The sequence below is a fragment of the Pseudomonas sp. FP2300 genome (genome assembly GCF_030687595.1).
GTDB lineage: Bacteria > Pseudomonadota > Gammaproteobacteria > Pseudomonadales > Pseudomonadaceae > Aquipseudomonas > Aquipseudomonas bijieensis.
Map to the genome: position 1 here is coordinate 2,653,992 of NZ_CP117440.1, position 15,346 is coordinate 2,669,337.

General features: G+C 59.8%; 13 protein-coding genes. 5 read left to right on the forward strand and 8 right to left on the reverse strand.

Translation table 11 applies throughout. From position 1 onward, the window contains the following. Window positions 1-42 precede the first annotated feature (42 nt). The 7 genes from PSH86_RS11905 to PSH86_RS11935 form a co-directional block, all read right to left on the reverse strand. On the reverse strand, window positions 43-1,440 hold the full coding sequence (locus tag PSH86_RS11905) for an MFS transporter (RefSeq protein WP_305489941.1): 1,398 nt from the start codon (window positions 1,438-1,440) through the stop codon (window positions 43-45). A gap of 52 nt (window positions 1,441-1,492) precedes the next feature. Continuing rightward, entirely contained in the window at window positions 1,493-2,722 is a 1,230-nt protein-coding gene (locus PSH86_RS11910; RefSeq protein WP_116832024.1) for an OprD family porin, read from the reverse strand. Between the two features lie 113 nt (window positions 2,723-2,835). Next, a complete protein-coding gene (locus tag PSH86_RS11915; protein ID WP_109755284.1) occupies window positions 2,836-4,200 on the reverse strand; it encodes an MFS transporter in 1,365 nt (454 codons plus the stop codon). Between the two features lie 78 nt (window positions 4,201-4,278). Then, window positions 4,279-5,556, reverse strand: a complete 1,278-nt coding sequence (locus tag PSH86_RS11920) for an FAD-dependent oxidoreductase (protein ID WP_163854270.1) — start codon at window positions 5,554-5,556, stop codon at window positions 4,279-4,281. A 91-nt stretch (window positions 5,557-5,647) separates the two neighbouring features. Continuing rightward, window positions 5,648-6,130: an aconitase X swivel domain-containing protein gene (locus PSH86_RS11925; protein WP_305489944.1), complete on the reverse strand. Its 483-nt coding sequence runs from the start codon at window positions 6,128-6,130 to the stop codon at window positions 5,648-5,650. Beyond that, on the reverse strand, window positions 6,127-7,410 hold the full coding sequence (locus PSH86_RS11930; protein ID WP_305489946.1) for an aconitase X catalytic domain-containing protein: 1,284 nt from the start codon (window positions 7,408-7,410) through the stop codon (window positions 6,127-6,129). Before PSH86_RS11930 ends, PSH86_RS11925 begins: the two co-directional genes overlap by 4 nt. Then, window positions 7,407-9,119, reverse strand: coding sequence for a dihydroxy-acid dehydratase (locus PSH86_RS11935; protein WP_305489947.1), 1,713 nt, complete (start codon window positions 9,117-9,119; stop codon window positions 7,407-7,409). Before PSH86_RS11935 ends, PSH86_RS11930 begins: the two co-directional genes overlap by 4 nt. A 123-nt stretch (window positions 9,120-9,242) precedes the next feature. On the opposite strand from PSH86_RS11935, the gene PSH86_RS11940 reads away from it, so the two are divergent. After that, window positions 9,243-10,175 (forward strand): LysR family transcriptional regulator, encoded by a 933-nt coding sequence (locus tag PSH86_RS11940; protein WP_109755280.1) that lies wholly within the window; start codon window positions 9,243-9,245, stop codon window positions 10,173-10,175. 162 nt (window positions 10,176-10,337) lie between these two features. Here the strand turns inward: PSH86_RS11940 and ppk2 are convergent, their stop codons facing one another. Next, on the reverse strand, window positions 10,338-11,255 hold the full coding sequence (gene ppk2, locus PSH86_RS11945) for a polyphosphate kinase 2 (protein WP_163854264.1): 918 nt from the start codon (window positions 11,253-11,255) through the stop codon (window positions 10,338-10,340). Window positions 11,256-11,438: 183 nt separating this feature from the next. On the opposite strand from ppk2, the gene pstS reads away from it, so the two are divergent. From pstS to pstB, 4 genes are all read left to right on the forward strand, one after another. Continuing rightward, complete coding sequence (gene pstS, locus PSH86_RS11950) at window positions 11,439-12,470, forward strand: phosphate ABC transporter substrate-binding protein PstS (RefSeq protein WP_109755278.1); 1,032 nt, start codon at window positions 11,439-11,441, stop codon at window positions 12,468-12,470. Between the two features lie 75 nt (window positions 12,471-12,545). Then, on the forward strand, window positions 12,546-13,511 hold the full coding sequence (gene pstC / locus PSH86_RS11955) for a phosphate ABC transporter permease subunit PstC (protein WP_109755277.1): 966 nt from the start codon (window positions 12,546-12,548) through the stop codon (window positions 13,509-13,511). Then, complete coding sequence (gene pstA / locus PSH86_RS11960; RefSeq protein WP_116832030.1) at window positions 13,511-14,422, forward strand: phosphate ABC transporter permease PstA; 912 nt, start codon at window positions 13,511-13,513, stop codon at window positions 14,420-14,422. The genes pstC and pstA overlap by 1 nt, the downstream gene beginning before the upstream one ends. A gap of 75 nt (window positions 14,423-14,497) precedes the next feature. Beyond that, entirely contained in the window at window positions 14,498-15,259 is a 762-nt protein-coding gene (gene pstB, locus PSH86_RS11965; protein WP_025214260.1) for a phosphate ABC transporter ATP-binding protein PstB, read from the forward strand. Window positions 15,260-15,346 lie beyond the last annotated feature (87 nt).

Here is a 15,346-nt window from a genome sequence, read left to right on the forward strand (position 1 = left end):
CGCCCGTCTCGTCTCCCTCTCCAGGATTCACAAAAAAGCCACTCAGATGAGTGGTTTTTTTGTGCCCGAAAACTCGCAGACATCCTCATCAGCATTGAGCGTCCCGGCGCGGGTCGCGTGCTTATCGATGCGCGTTACGGTAAAGGCACATACTCCAAGCACCGCCGGGCACAAGGCCAATACCGCAAAGCTCTTCACCACGGGCATCCCGCTGTTGAGCACATAGGCACCCAGTAGCGGCCCGCAGATCGACCCGAACTTGCCCATGGAGGCCGCCCAGCCAGCGCCGTTGCCGCGAATGGCACTGGGGTAGAAAATCCCGGCGATGCTGGTGATGCCGTAGTGACTGCCCTTGACGAAAATGGCGCCGACCATGCTCAGTACAATGAAGACGTTGCCCTGCGGGTCGCCAATGCCCAGCACCAGCAGGAAGGGTAATGAAAGCAGGGGATAAATCATCACCGCATAAGGCCCCCGGGTGTCGACCACTCGCATCAACACAAGCCCGGCCATGGCGCCGCTGAAGGACGCGAAGGAACTCACCCAGGACGCGGTAGCCCGGTCGAAGCCCGCATACTGATACACCAGAGGGCTCCATGAGGCGAGGAAGTACATGGCCATGGAGCTTGCACCAAAGCCGATCCAGATCATGGGCGTGATCCATTTCAGTTTGCCGATGAACAGCTGTCCGACCCGAAATGGTTGGCGGCCGATGTCGATTTCATCGGCCAGAAAATAGCGGTCCCCAGCACGCAAATCGATGTCGGGATCCAGACGCCTGAGGATTCGCACCACGGTTTTCGGTTGCTTCTGCTTGCTCACCAGAAACCGCACTGATTCCGGCAGGGTGAAAAACAACAGGGCGCTGGACAGCAGCGTGGCGATGCCGCCCAGCACGAACACACTGGCCCAGCCGTACTGAGGTGCGAGCCATACGGTCAGTGGACCGGCTGCTGCGCCCCCCAGGCTGAAGCCGACCATGATGATGGTGATCACGCTGGCACGGTAGCGCTTGGGCACGAATTCGATATTCAGTGCCCAACACAACGGCAGCATGGCGCCCAGGGCAAAACCGTTGAGAAAACGCAGCACCAGCAGCGAGGCGTAGCTGTCGGCAAAGGTGAACAGCAGCGTCAGGACACCAAAGGCACTGGTGGACAGAATGATGGTTGGGCGGCGGCCGATCCGGTCGCCGAGATAACCGAAAAAGAATCCCCCCAGCATCATGCCGAACAACCCGATGGAAAAAATGTTGCCCAGTTGCAGTTTGTCCAGGCCGATTTCGTCGGCCATATAGGCGGCGGTATGGGACAGCATCAACAAATCAAAGCCATCGAGGAACGTGATCAGCACTGACACACAGATAATCAGATAGTTGAAACTCGACAGTTTGCGCCCCTCGATCAGGGCGGCGATATCAATTGCGCGTGACGAAGTCATGAGTGCTCTCCACACAATAAGACGCAAAGGAGCAGATTGCCGAGGACGGGATTCACCACAGTTTCCAGGTGTAAGCCACGATCAGGCGATTCTCGTCGAGCTGCTGGGTCAGGCCATCTCCGGAGCGGAAGGTGAGGTTGCGCCAACGCACGTTCAGGCCTTCCAGGGCACCGCTCTGGAAGACGTAAGTCAGGTCGGTGTCACGTTCCCATTCACTGCCGTCAGTGACGGCGCGCGTGCGGATATCGTCGCCTTTCACGTAACGGGTCATGAACGTCAGGCCGGGTATGCCGAGTGCGGCGAAGTCATATTCGTAACGCAACTGCCAGGATTTCTCGTTGGCCTTGATGAAAGAGTTGTAGGTGACCAGGTTCACCACATAGGGGGTGCCGGTATCGATGACAGGAAACGCACTTTCGCCCGACAGGCGCTGGAACGCTGCGGAGAAGCGCTGGGCCCCGACGGTCAAGGTGAACATGCCGTTGAAGTTGCGGTTGTCGATCTTCCCGGCTTTCCCGACGCCAATGTCATTGCTGTCGACATAGCGCAGGTCGGAGCGCAGGCTTACGCCCTCGCCCAGGGGCAGTACATGTATCAGGCCAGCGAACTGCTGACGGTAGATGTCCTGCAGCTCGCCGTGGTGGTAGCGCAGGGTCAGCTGTTTGCCAATGGTGTAATCGCCGCCGAGCAGGTCCAGGTGATCGCTGCTTTGGCCGGAATAGCCGATGTCGTCGTTACCGGCTGAGTCGCGGCCGTTGGCTTTGGTCAGTCTCGCTGCGGTGACAGTCAGGTTGTCGAGTTCACCGGACGTCAGGTAGGCGCCAGTGAAGGTCGAGGGCAGCAGTCGGGTATCGCTGTAATACGCCAGCGGATGAATCGGCATCAGGGTCCCCACTTTGAGCTGGGTCTTTGACGCGCGCATTTTTGCCGTCAGGCCCAGTTCGCTGTAATCGTCCACGGGTTGGTTGCTATCAGGGCCATAGGGCAGCAGACCGGTGCCGCGACGGCCCGGGCCGGAGTCGAGCTTGATCCCCAGTTCACCCAGGGCATCGAGCCCGAAGCCAACGGTGCCGTCGGTGTATCCAGACTGAAGTTCGGCGATGAAGCCCTGAGTCCATTCTTCGGCCTTGGCCTGAGGGGCACCGCTCTGGCGGAAGTCGCGATTCAGATAAAAGTTGCGCGTCGTCAGCGTCGCGCTGCTGTCTTTGATGAAATCCGCATGGGCGTAGGTGACTTGGCCGCAGAGCATCAGGGCTGTGGCGAGGGCGAGATTCCTGTTCATTTTTATTGGTCTCAGGATAAGTAGGTTTATTCAGGACGAGCGTTGCCTGACCGCGCCGATGACGACGCGGTAAGGGCTGCCTGCTTCAGGCGTTGTGAATCAGCCGGGGACGTTCAGGTTTGTGATGAGGCGGGCAACGGGGCTGCTGCCGGGTGGCGGCGAGTCAGGTGACCGATGACAAACGCGCAGGCTGCCAGCACGGCAGGGCAGATCGCCAGGACCAGGAAACTCTTGACCACCGGCAGGCCGCTGTTAAGTACATAAGCGCCCAGCAATGGACCTAGGATCGAGCCGATTTTGGCGATGGAGGTGGCCCAGCCGGCGCCATTGGCGCGAATGGCACTGGGGTAGAAGATCCCGGCAATGCTGAGGATTCCATAGTGGGAGCCTTTGACGAACACGCCGCCGACCAGGCTCAGCATCAGGAACGCGGTGCCCTGCATGCCGGTGATGCCCAGTACCAGCAGGAAGGGCAAGGCCAGCAGCGGATAGATCATCACCATGTACGGTCCACGGGTATCGACGAAGCGCATCATCGCCAGGCCCGCCATCGCGCCGCTGAACGAGGCTATGGAGCTGACCCACGACGCTGTCGCGCGATCGAATCCTGCGTATTGATAGACCAGAGGGCTCCAGGAGGCGAGGAAGTACATGGCCATGGAACTGGCGGAGTAGCCTAGCCAGATCATGGGTGTGATCCATTTCAAGCGACCGATGAACAACTGGCTGACTCGAAATGCCTGGCGACCGATATCCGGCTCGTCCAACAGGACGAACTGGTCAGTGGGCCGCACATCCAGCTGCGGATCCATGCGTTTGAGAATCGCCGCGATTTTCTCCGGTGCCTTACGCTTGCTGGCCAGGAAACGAACCGATTCGGGCAGGGTGAACCACAACAGCACCCAGGCGAACAGCGTGACCACGCCGCCGAACACGAACACGCCCTGCCAGCCGATATGCGGCGCCAGCCATACCGTCAGCGGGCCGGCCATCGCACTGCCGAGGCTGAACCCGACCATGATGACAGTGACCACCGTGGAGCGATAACGCTTGGGGACGAACTCGATGTTCAGGGCCCAGCACAATGGCAGCATGGCGCCCAGGGCGAAGCCATTGAAAAAACGCAGGACCATCAGCGATTCGTAGCTGTCGGCCATGACAAACAGCAGCGTCAACAGGCCGAACGAGCACGTGGAGAACAGAATCGTGGGACGCCGTCCGATGCGATCACCCAGATAACCGAAGAAAAAACCGCCCAGCATCATGCCCAACAGGCCGATGGAGAAGATTTCACCCAGTTGGATCTTGTCCAGGCCGACCTCATCGGCGATGTAGGAGGCGGTGTGCGAGAGCACCAGCAAATCGAAGCCGTCGAGGAAGGTGATCAATACCGAGACCAGAATCACCACGTAGTTGAAGCGTGACAACTTGCGGCCTTCTATAAGTGCCGCGACATCCAGGGTACGGGGCTGTGACATGTGCGTTCTCCACTGCATTTTTTATTGTTGTTGGAGTGGCGCCCGCTCTGCACGGCGGGCGCGTCGAACCGCTTGAAACTATTCCAGATTGAACGCCAGCCGCTCACGCAATGCCTGGGCGGGTATGTCACTCAACCTGCCGTCGGGGCCTGCGAGATCCAGCGCATGAGCGGCGGCGGCCCCCATCGCGATACACGGCCCCATCACGCGGACGCTCGACAGCGCGGCTGCATCGGCGTCTATGCAGCGGCCGGCGACGACCAGGTTATCGCTGCCTTGGGGAAGCATGCTGCGCAGCGGCACGCTGTGGATGTGATCGTCACCAAAGGGCTCCCACTGGTAACCGCTGGTATTGCCGTGTAATTCCACTGGCCAGGAGGTACGTGCTACCGCATCCGGGAACATCGTCGCAGCCCGCACTTCGTCAGTTGTCAGATGGTGATGTCCGACGATCCAGCGAGTCTGGCGAATGCCTGGCAACGCATACGCCCGCACTTTGGCCTTGCCATAAGCCTCGGGGTACTCCGATTGGAGGAAGTGGATCACTTGGTCCACCTGCTGGCGCCCGGCGATGGCGACGTGAGAGGCGGCGACGGGGTCCAGGGGCGTTTCGATGTGTGTCATGTTGAAGGCCGCCGTGCCGCGTCCAGGAAATTGGAAGAACAAGCCGTCATCGCGTTCGATCCCGTAGCTCTTGGCCTTTTGCTTGACCCGTTCGGTGAATTGCGCACGGGTGGGCAAGTGGGCTTCGTTGATATGTTCAAGGACGAACATTTGGGTGCCATAGATTGGCGTATCCGGCTCGCGACAGGCGAGTCCCGCGTTCCACACCAGTGCCGCATCACCACTGGCATCGATGAAACCGTTGGCCGCCACGCGCACGTCGCCATAGCGTGTGGCCAACTCCACTTCCTGGACCCGCGTGCCTTCGCGCACTACATCACGTAACACCGCACCGAGCACTACGGTGATGCCTGCGTCGAGCACCTTTTGGCCAATCCAGCGACCGAGGGCGACTTCGTCGTAGTAAACCACTGTGGTCAATGGCCCGATGGCCTGGTGCAAGTCTCCCGAGGCACCCAGGTCGCGAAGGATACCGTCGGCAATGCCATGGGTCAGCAGTTGGCGGTTCGGACCATTGGAGAACAGTCCGCAGAAGGTGCCGATGATCGAGCCGACCGCTTGGCCGCCGAGCATCGGCAGGGCGTCGAACAGCACCACGCGCTTGCCGAGCGCGGCGGCCTCGAGGGCGGCTGAAATACCGGAGATACCGGCCCCGGCGATGCATACGTCGGCCTGCAAGCGTTGGGCGGTGGGGGCGCTGGTACGGCGTACCGTGCGAATAACATGAGCCATAAAACTACCTTTGAGGTGTCAACAGGGTAGCCGAGCCCGAGCCCGTTGACCGAGGGTCACGGGAGCAGGTGCTTCGGCAGTCATATTCGGGTTACGACGGGTTTCGCGTTCGTTCCAGGCCGGGCGGCTGTGGCTGGATGGATAGATCGGTACGCGATTGACGTGGGATCACTTCGACGGTCCCGGCGTCGGCATCGACGCGGACCCAATCCCCGGTGCGAATCCGGTTCAGCGGGTCTTCGTTGAAGTCGGTCATGGCTGGCGCATGGACGACAACGGCACCAAGGCCCATTTTCGCCGTCATTTCATTGAACAACATGGCGCCAGGCGCGACGCCAGCGAGACGGGCGACATGGAACTGCGAGGACCAGCCGGAAGACCCCTTGGCGCCGGGAAACACGAGGACCTTGCCGGCGAAACTGATGCCCTTGAGCTCGTGGCGCGTCTCGATGACGGTGCCGCTGCGTGGGTCGATGCCACCCCAACCGGAGATGCGGTCATGGGTCACCAAGGCTTCGCCTTCGAAGCAGCCGCCGACAACCTTGCGGCCTCGGAGCGTAAAGGTTGCGCTCATTTCAGTACTCCTTTCCAACGGCCATCGATGGCCGCCTGGACGCATTCTGCGGTGGTGCCGAACCACGCCTGGATGCCCATGATCGCCGGCAGGTAATGGGCCTGCTTGGCCGAGTCCACGGCCGCCACGCGCGTGCCCTTGGGCAGCACCTTGCCGATTGCCGAGCAGGTATCGGTCATCACATGCCCACCTGCCTGCTCAATGATGTGGGTGTAACCGGCCACGTCTGCCAGTTGCTTGATCGACGCGGCGGTAAATATCCAGAGCTCGGTGTTCGCACTCAGGCGCTGGCCTTCCAGCAGTTGGCAGACTTCCCAGATTTGTTCGAGGCTGTAATGCGGGCAGCCGAGCATGACGAAATCGACTTGTGCATCGCGCGCCGTGACGTTGACTTGCTCGTAGGCCCAGCGCCGTTCGGCTTCACCAAAGCGCAACGTGGCTGAAGGCCGGGAGGCGCCGAACGCTTGCTCGCGAGTGCGGGCCTCAGGTGTGACCCCGACCAGGTGGTACATTTCCACGCCACCGCTGGAAGCCGCCGCCGCGCCAAAGTGCTTGAGACGCGCCAGGTTGGGCTGATGGCTCACGCCTTCGATGACCGGGATGCAATCCTGCACCTGTTCACCGACCCAGTAGCCGAGCAGTCCCCAGTCGGCCGTGGTGCTCACGTCTATATCCAACTGGATCAGGTGGGTACCGCGACGGTTCTCGTCCAGGTGCAGGCCCCAATAGGGAATCTTGCCGGTCAGCATCGCTGCGCCGGTGCTTTCGCGGCCCTCGGCATTGGTGCGGGCGCCGAGTACTGAGTTGATGTAGATCACGGCGGAGGATTCCATCCACGCGCAGTGCTCGCCTTTCACTGGTACGTTGCCGACTTGATAGGGCGTGCAGGTATTCAACGGTTGCACACCCAGGCCGCTGCTATAGGCCTGGCCGGTTTCATAAATGCGCACCACATCCTGCGAGATGCCTTGGCGTTCGGCATGCCGAGGGTCGATGCCCTGTTGCAGGTGACTGCTGAAGACCTTGACCTTGGGGATTTTGACTACCTCGGTGCTGTCGAGATTGAACTCGCTGAACACCGCGTCCATGCCACCCTCGCGCTCGGCGTACTGACGCAGGAACGGGGTGGTGGCACCGATGGTTCCGGCCACATTGCGCGTGTCCACCAGACATTCTGCGTCCAGGGCCTCGCCATAACGCACCAGCAAATCCATGGCTTTTTGCACCGCCGGACCTTGGTCGCCGGCGAGCATGGCTTTCTCGTCGTCGCGCAATCTCATTGCGGCTGTTCTCCCGAACGGCTGATGTCCAGCGGTTTGATCAGGACCGCGCCGTGCTCCATGGAGGACACGTTATTGCGGTAGATGTCCAGCCAGCCGCCGCCGAACTGTGGCGCCAAAGGCCGCCAACGGGCACGCCGTGCTTGCATGTCGGTTTCGCTGATATTGGCATCGAGGGTGTTGAGGTCCAGGTCGATGGTGACGATGTCGCCGTCCTCGACCAGCGCCAACGGTCCGCCGACGGCCGCTTCAGGAGCGACTTCAGCCACGACCAGGCCCTTGCACACCAACCCTGAAAGATGACCGTCAGTCAGCATGGCCACGTGGTCGCCCAACCCGGCGCCGTCAATGGCGAATACCACTTTCGAGGCGCCGCCGCCCATGGCCGGGCCGCCGCGCACTCCGGCGCCGCGCATGACCACCACATGGCCGGGCTGGATGCGCCCATCCTGCAAGGCTTCGATGGCATCGGCGGAGCGTTCGAAACAGATCGCAGGCCCCTCGAAGCGGCGCATCTTCTGCGGGTCGATGCCGTATTTGACGATGCCTGCCTGGGGCGCGATATTGCCGCGCAGCATCACGATGGCTGGTTGGGTGGCGAAGGGGTTGTCCAGCGGGCGGATCACTGCATCGTCGCTGACGATCACCCCGTGCAGGTTCTGCCTCAGGGTTTTGCCGGTGACCGTCAATGCATCGCCATGCAGCAAGGGCTCCAGGCGCTTGAGCAGCCCACGCCCACCGCCCGCGGCTTCCATTTGCTCGATGCTATGTTCACCCACCGGCCGTACGCCGACCAGCACAGGCACCTGTTTGCCCAGGTCCCTGAAGAGCTGGTAGATGTCCACGTCGACTCCGCCTTCGGCTGCCACCGCCTGCATATGCTTGATGGTATTGACGGAGCCGCCCGCGGCGAGAATGGTCGCCACTGCGTTGGCGAAGGCCTCTGGGGTGAGGATATCGCGAGGTTTTAGGTCTTCTTCGACCATTTCCACAATGCGTTGTCCGGCTTGGTGCACGAAGTCGAACATCTGCCGGCTGTTGGCCGCGATGGGCGCGCTGCCGGGCAAAGCCATGCCAAGGGCTTCACACACCAGGTGCATCGAGTTGGCGGTGCCCATCCCCGAGCAGACCCCAGGGCCCTTGATGGCATTGCGGGCCATGCCGGCCAATTCCTCGACCGGTAGCTTGCCTGTGACCACGTGCATGGAACTGATGAACACGTCTTCGATATCGACATGCTTACCGTTGTATTCGCCACTCGGCTGGTAGCCACAGACCACCACCAGCGTCGGAATATTCAGGCGGGCGGCGGCCATCAGTTGACCGGGTACGGTCTTGTCGCAGGAGGCCAGGCAGATCATGCCGTCGAGTTGAGCCCCTTCGACCGCGACTTCGATATCATTGGTGATGAGGTCGCGGGCGGCGAGCATATAGGCACCCCCGGCACCAGCGCCGGTAATGAAGTCACTGGGAGCGGCAGTACGAATTTCGAAGGGCAGGGCGCCGGCATCGCGTATCGATTGCTTGAGGGCATTGGCGATGCCATCCAGATGGCTGAAGCAGATCGCCAGGTTGGACGACGAGTTCACGATAGCGATCTTGGGTTTCTCCAGCTCGCTCTCATCGATCCCCAAGGCGCGCCACTGGGCGGCGCGCACAGCCCACAAATAGGACCCGTAAGGGAAATTGCTGCGCAGCTTCTTGGGCATGGGGTGCTCCGTTATTGTTATAAGAATGCCAATCCGGTTAATCGCGTTAACCATCTTGTGCCGAGTCTAGGCGTCGGCCTAGAATCCGAAAACCTTATTTCACTTATAGATAAAATCCAAAATATGGATATCAAGGACGTCGACCTCAACCTGTTGAAAGTCTTCGATGCGTTGCGCAAAAAGCAAAGCGTGACCCTGGCCGGGGATCTCATGGGGCTCAGTCAACCTGCCATGAGTTTCGCCTTGGGCAAGTTACGGACGCTATTCGACGATCCTTTGTTCATCCGTACCTCCCATGGTATGCAGCCCACCGCGAGAGCCTTGCAGATCGCCGAGCCGGTGCAACGCATTCTGGAGATGGTCAGCAGCGAGGTACTGCCGTCCACGGGATTCGTCGCCGAACACTCGGATCGCCAGTTAGTGTTGTGCATGTCGGATATCGGTGAAATGGTGTTCCTGCCACGGCTGATGCGCATGCTCGACAAAACGGCGCCGAAGCTGAGAATTCGCACTCAGGCGTTGTCCTCCGAGCAATTGGAAGAGGGCTTGGACGCTGGCGAGGTCGACGCGGCCATTGGCTATTTCCCTCGTCTGCTCAACACCTCGATCCGGCATCGGGCGCTGTACAGCCACTCTTTCGTGTGCATAGTGCGCAGCGATCATCCCACCATCGGCGACACCATAAGCGCCGAGCAATACCAGGCCGCCGTGCATGTCGCCGTCCAGGCCGAGGGGCGCGGCATGGGTGTGCTGGATAAGGAGCTGGCCTCCCACGGCGTAACACGACGGGTGCGGTTCAGCCTGCCACGGTTCATGGGTGTGCCGTTCCTGGTGGCCGAGTCCGACATGATCGCCACCGTCCCACTGGCAGTCGGCCGGCGGTTCTCCGAAATTACCAATGTGCGCCTGGTCCCGCTGCCTTGGGCTATCTGCGGATATGACATACACCTGTATTGGCATACGCGCTTTCATCATGACCCGGCTAATCGTTGGTTGCGTCAGTCCTTCATTGAGTTGCTCGGTGACTTTTCTCCTAGCGAGCAGATGTCGATTTGATTCATGGAGCAATGGTTAATTTAAATAACTGATTCCGCCCGGTTGGGTTCTGCTCGTCCAGGCCGGTCCAGCAGATCGGCAGCTCTTCGGGCCCCTCATCGCGCCTTTGGGTTTTGTGAGTCGCACGTAAGCCCTTAACGGCGTGCCCCCATTTGGCTGACCTTAATAGACCTGAGGCACGATGAGTTCCGGCGGCGTGGGGCTGCGGGAATAATCCTCCTGCCTGACGCGTTGCGGCAGTTCGATTACCGGCATTTCCACCTCTTCGTAGGGCATCTGCCCGAGAAGGTGATGGATGCAGTTGAGCCTGGCTTTCTTTTTGTCATCAGCTTGTACCACCCACCACGGCGCTTCGGCGATGTGGGTGCGTTCAAGCATGATTTCCTTGGCCTTGGTATAGGCTTCCCAGCGCCGACGGGACTCCAGATCCATGGGGCTGAGTTTCCATTGCTTGAGCGGATCATGGATGCGACTGAGAAAGCGCAGATGCTGTTCCTGGTCGGAAATGGAGAACCAGTATTTGATCAACTGGATGCCGGAGCGGGCGAGCATACGTTCGAACTCCGGTACAGTACGGAAGAACTCCTCGTACTGATCTTCGTTGCAAAACCCCATCACTTGTTCCACCCCGGCACGGTTGTACCAACTACGGTCAAACAGCACGATTTCGCCCGCCGCCGGCAGGTGCGAGACATAGCGCTGGAAGTACCACTGAGTACGTTCCCGGTCGTTGGGGGCGGGTAGGGCGGCGACCCGGCAGACCCTGGGATTCAGGCGTTGGGTGATACGTTTGATCACACCGCCTTTTCCGGCTGCATCACGCCCTTCGAACAGGATCACGACTTTGTGGCCCGTCTTGACCACCCAGCTTTGCAGCTTTACCAGTTCGCCTTGCAGGCGGAACAGTTCGCTGAAATAGGTCCTGCGAGCATCCTTCTCGGTACCTTCCTCTACGTGCTCATCGAACAGCGCGTTCAGGTCATGACCGTCTTCGGATAATTCCAATTCCAGCTCTTCGTCACTGTGATCAAGCAGTTCACGGTGGATGCGCTGGATTAAGGTGGCTTCTCTGGGAGACATAGGAGGGAGGCTCGCACGAGGATGGGGTGGCAAAGTGTTAGGCGTAATTTGTTACGAACCAATTACATTAAGTCCCTACCGGGCCATATGGAGAGTGAGCGTACTGCTGCCATTCAACTTTCATGAGAACGTAACAAAACTGCTGCAAAGTTCGGGAGCCCGTAATCACAAGGTGTTCCCCTAATGAAAAGTTTGATGAAGTCTGCTGCGCTCGCCATTGCGGTTTCTCTTTGTGCCACCTCGGCGTCCTACGCTGCAGAGAGTGTCCGTCTGACGGGGTCCGGGGCGAGTTTCCCTGCACCGATCTACCTCACTTGGTTCAAGGATTTCAGCAAGAAATCTGACGGTGTCACTGTGGATTACCAATCCAAGGGTAGTGGCGCGGGTGTACAGGACTTTCTGAACAAAACCGTTGATTTCGCCGCCAGTGACTCGGCGATGAAAGAGGAAGATATCGCCAAGGTCGCCGAAGGCGTGCAGTTGTTGCCGATGACCGCAGGTGAAATCGTGCTGGCTTATAACCTGCCGGGCAATCCGAAGGGGCTCAAACTGCCCCGAGATGTGTACTCCAACATTTTTCTGGGCAAAATCACCCGCTGGAACGATCCGAAGATCGTCGCCGCCAACCCGGATCTGAAACTCTCCGATACGCCGATCACGGTTGTTGTGCGTGCAGACTCCAGCGGCACGACTGCGGTATTCACTAAGCACCTGGCGACAATCAATCCGGAGTTCAAGCAGGCGTTGGGGGAGGGCAACACCGTCAACTGGCCGGCTAGCGACAAGTTCATCAAGTCGCCGAAGAACGATGGTGTCACGGCCACTGTGCGCCAAACCCCGGGCGCGATTGGTTACATCGAATACGGCTTCGCCAAGCTCGCCAAGGTTGACTTCGCTCAACTGCAGAACAAGGCCGGTCAGTACGTCGTGCCAAACGCCGAAAGCGGTGCCGAGGCCCTGGCGGCGGTGAAGATGCCGGAAAACCTGGTGGCCTGGTTGCCTGATCCGGACGGTGCCAAGTCCTACCCGATCACGTCCTACACCTGGATGATTTTCCGCAAGGACAACGGCAATCCGGCCAAGGCCAAGGCCATGCGTGAAATGGTCGAATACAGCCTGGCCGAGGGACAGAAGATTGCCGATTCGATGGGTTATATCCCATTGCCGCAATCGGTCGTCGAGCAGGTTCGCAAAGCGTCCGCCAACATCCAGTAACGCCGTGAGGTCTCTCTCGGAGTGTGCGTCTGCGCCACGCCGGGAGAGTTTTCCCCCTTGTTCCGGACTCAGCCCATGAACAAACCTTTTGTCGTACCGGTTAATCCGGACTCTGCCTGCCAACCACCTTCGAGGAAGGATTTCCTGGTTGATCGCACCTTTCGTGCGCTTGCGCGTATCGGCGTGGTACTGATTCTGGCGTTGGTATTTGCGCTGGTGTTCGAGGTGGGACGCAAGGCACTTCCCGGCATGGAGAAGCACGGCTTTGATGTGCTTTTGGGCAGCGTCTGGGACGTTAACCAGGGCAAATACGGCATCCTGCCGGCTATCTGGGGCACGCTCTACAGCGCCTTTATCGCATTGCTGATCGCTGGTTTTTTCGGCGTCAGCATGGCGATTTTCCTGACCCAGGATTTTCTGCCGCCCAAGCTCGCCGCCATCTTCCGTACCATCGTCGAACTGCTCGCGGCCATCCCCAGCGTGGTCTATGGCCTGTGGGGGATCTACGTGGTGATCCCGGCGATTCGGCCGCTGACAACCTGGTTGAACAGCGAACTCGGCTGGGTACCCTTTTTCGGCACGACCCTGAGCGGCCCAGGCTTGCTACCCGCAGCGCTGGTGCTCGCCATCATGATTCTGCCGACCATTGCCGCCGTTTCGCAGGACGCGCTCACGGCTGTGCCGATGAAAACCAAGCAGGCCGCCTATGGCATGGGGACTACTCATTGGGAAGCGATTCTCAAGGTGATGGTGCCTTCCGCCGCCACCGGCATCTTCGGCTCTCTGGTGCTGGGCCTGGGGCGCGCCCTGGGTGAAACGATGGCGCTGGCCATGCTGGTCGGCAATGCCAACAACATTTCCCTCTCGCTGTTTGCACCGGCCAACACGCTCGCCGCCCTGCTGGCGTTGAACTTCCCCGAAGCCGGGCCGAACGAGATCGAGGTGTTGATGTATGCCGCCCTGGTGTTGATGTTGATTACGCTGATCGTGAACATTTTCGGTTCGATGATCATGATGTACGCCCAACGGGGTAATAAGTGATGACTGATCTCACTGCTGCAACAGACCTGACGTCTCCAACAGGCGCGATGCCCAGCCTGCAGCGCAAGTTCGAAGGCCGTGCCCTGCGAAGCCTGATCTTGACCACCCTGGTCTGGGCTGGTGCGCTACTGGCCAGTGTGCCGCTGATCTCCGTGCTCTACATGCTGATTACCCGCGGCGGCGCGCGTCTCAACCTGGAAGTCTTTACCGAACTGCCGCCGACGGGCTTCGAGATGGGTGGCGGTTTCGGCAACGCGATGGCAGGGACCTTCGTGATGGTCGGTATCGCGGCGGCGATCGCGGTGCCGGTCGGCATCATGGCGGCAATCTTCCTGGCTGAGCTGGGACCGGACAGCAAGCTGGGGAACGCAGCGCGTTTTGCCGCCAAGATGCTCACGGGCCTGCCGTCGATCCTGGCCGGGGTGTTTGCCTACGCCCTGGTGGTGATGACCACCGGTACGTATTCGGCGCCGGCGGGTGGCGTGGCGCTGGCGGTCCTGATGCTGCCAATCGTCGTGCTGACGGCGGAAGAGTCGATGCGGATGGTGCCCAAGATCATGAAGGATGCCGCCTATGGCATGGGCTGCACCCGCTCGCAGGTGATCTGGAAAATCATTTTGCCGACCGGCATGCCGGCCATCCTGACCGGGGTCATGCTCGCTGTGGCACGTGCCGCGGGCGAGACGGCGCCGCTGCTGTTTACCGCGCTGTTCAGCAACTATTGGATTTACCACCAGGGCAATCTCGAGGTCATGAACCCGACCGCCTCGCTGGCGGTGCTGATCTACAACTTCTCCGGGATGCCTTTCGACAACCAACTTGAACTCGCGTGGGCGGCCTCACTGGTGCTGGTGATGATCGTGCTGTTCGTGAACATCATCAGCCGTATTTTCGGCAAGCCCAAATATTAAGAACGGGAGCATCTGATCTTGAACGTATCCACTGCGCAAATAGCCGCTCCGTTTGTCACCCAGGCGCCTGTAGTCATGGACTGCAAACTGGACAAGATTTTCTATGGCAACTTCATGGCGGTACGTGACAGCCATGTGCCGATCGAAAAAAACAAGATCACCGGGTTCATCGGTCCTTCCGGCTGTGGCAAGAGCACCGTGTTGCGTAGCCTCAACCGGATGAATGACCTGGTGAAGGGGTTCCGTTTCGAGGGCCACGTGCATTTTCTCGGACAGGACGTCTACGGCAAGGGCGTTGATCCGGTGGTCGTGCGCCGCTACATCGGCATGGTGTTTCAGCAGCCGAACCCGTTTTCGATGAGCATTTTCGACAACGTCGCGTTTGGTCTGCGCCTCAATCGCTACAAAGGCGACATCGGCGACCGGGTCAAGCATGCGCTGCAAGGCGCCGCGCTGTGGGACGAAGTCAAGGACAAGCTCAAGGTCAGCGGCCTGTCGCTCTCCGGTGGCCAGCAACAACGACTGTGCATTGCCCGCGCCATCGCCACCGAGCCGGAAGTCCTGCTGCTGGATGAGCCGTGTTCGGCGCTCGACCCGATCGCTACCCGGAGGGTCGAGGAACTGATGGTGGAGTTGAAGAAGGACTACACCATCGCGCTGGTCACCCACAACATGCAGCAAGCCATCCGCGTCGCCGACACCACGGCTTTCTTCTCGGTGGACATTTCCCAGGGCACGCGAACCGGCTATCTGGTGGAAATGGGCCCGACCACGCAGATTTTCGACAACCCGCGTGAACAGATGACGGGAGACTACATCAGCGGCAAGTTCAGCTAAGCATCACATCCGGTCAAGGCCGCATACCTGCAGAAGCCAAACGGATTTGGCGGCATCCGGTAGACATTTGCCAAACGTTTTCAAGGA

Bases quoted from the DNA above. Each gene is read 5' to 3' on its own strand.
- PSH86_RS11905 (WP_305489941.1), bottom strand. From the start codon at position 1,440: ATGACTTCGTCACGCGCAATTGATATCGCCGCCCTGATCGAGGGGCGC.
- PSH86_RS11910 (WP_116832024.1), bottom strand. From the start codon at position 2,722: ATGAACAGGAATCTCGCCCTCGCCACAGCCCTGATGCTCTGCGGCCAA.
- PSH86_RS11915 (WP_109755284.1), bottom strand. From the start codon at position 4,200: ATGTCACAGCCCCGTACCCTGGATGTCGCGGCACTTATAGAAGGCCGC.
- PSH86_RS11920 (WP_163854270.1), bottom strand. From the start codon at position 5,556: ATGGCTCATGTTATTCGCACGGTACGCCGTACCAGCGCCCCCACCGCC.
- PSH86_RS11925 (WP_305489944.1), bottom strand. From the start codon at position 6,130: ATGAGCGCAACCTTTACGCTCCGAGGCCGCAAGGTTGTCGGCGGCTGC.
- PSH86_RS11930 (WP_305489946.1), bottom strand. From the start codon at position 7,410: ATGAGATTGCGCGACGACGAGAAAGCCATGCTCGCCGGCGACCAAGGT.
- PSH86_RS11935 (WP_305489947.1), bottom strand. From the start codon at position 9,119: ATGCCCAAGAAGCTGCGCAGCAATTTCCCTTACGGGTCCTATTTGTGG.
- PSH86_RS11940 (WP_109755280.1), top strand. From the start codon at position 9,243: ATGGATATCAAGGACGTCGACCTCAACCTGTTGAAAGTCTTCGATGCG.
- ppk2 (WP_163854264.1), bottom strand. From the start codon at position 11,255: ATGTCTCCCAGAGAAGCCACCTTAATCCAGCGCATCCACCGTGAACTG.
- pstS (WP_109755278.1), top strand. From the start codon at position 11,439: ATGAAAAGTTTGATGAAGTCTGCTGCGCTCGCCATTGCGGTTTCTCTT.
- pstC (WP_109755277.1), top strand. From the start codon at position 12,546: ATGAACAAACCTTTTGTCGTACCGGTTAATCCGGACTCTGCCTGCCAA.
- pstA (WP_116832030.1), top strand. From the start codon at position 13,511: ATGACTGATCTCACTGCTGCAACAGACCTGACGTCTCCAACAGGCGCG.
- pstB (WP_025214260.1), top strand. From the start codon at position 14,498: ATGGACTGCAAACTGGACAAGATTTTCTATGGCAACTTCATGGCGGTA.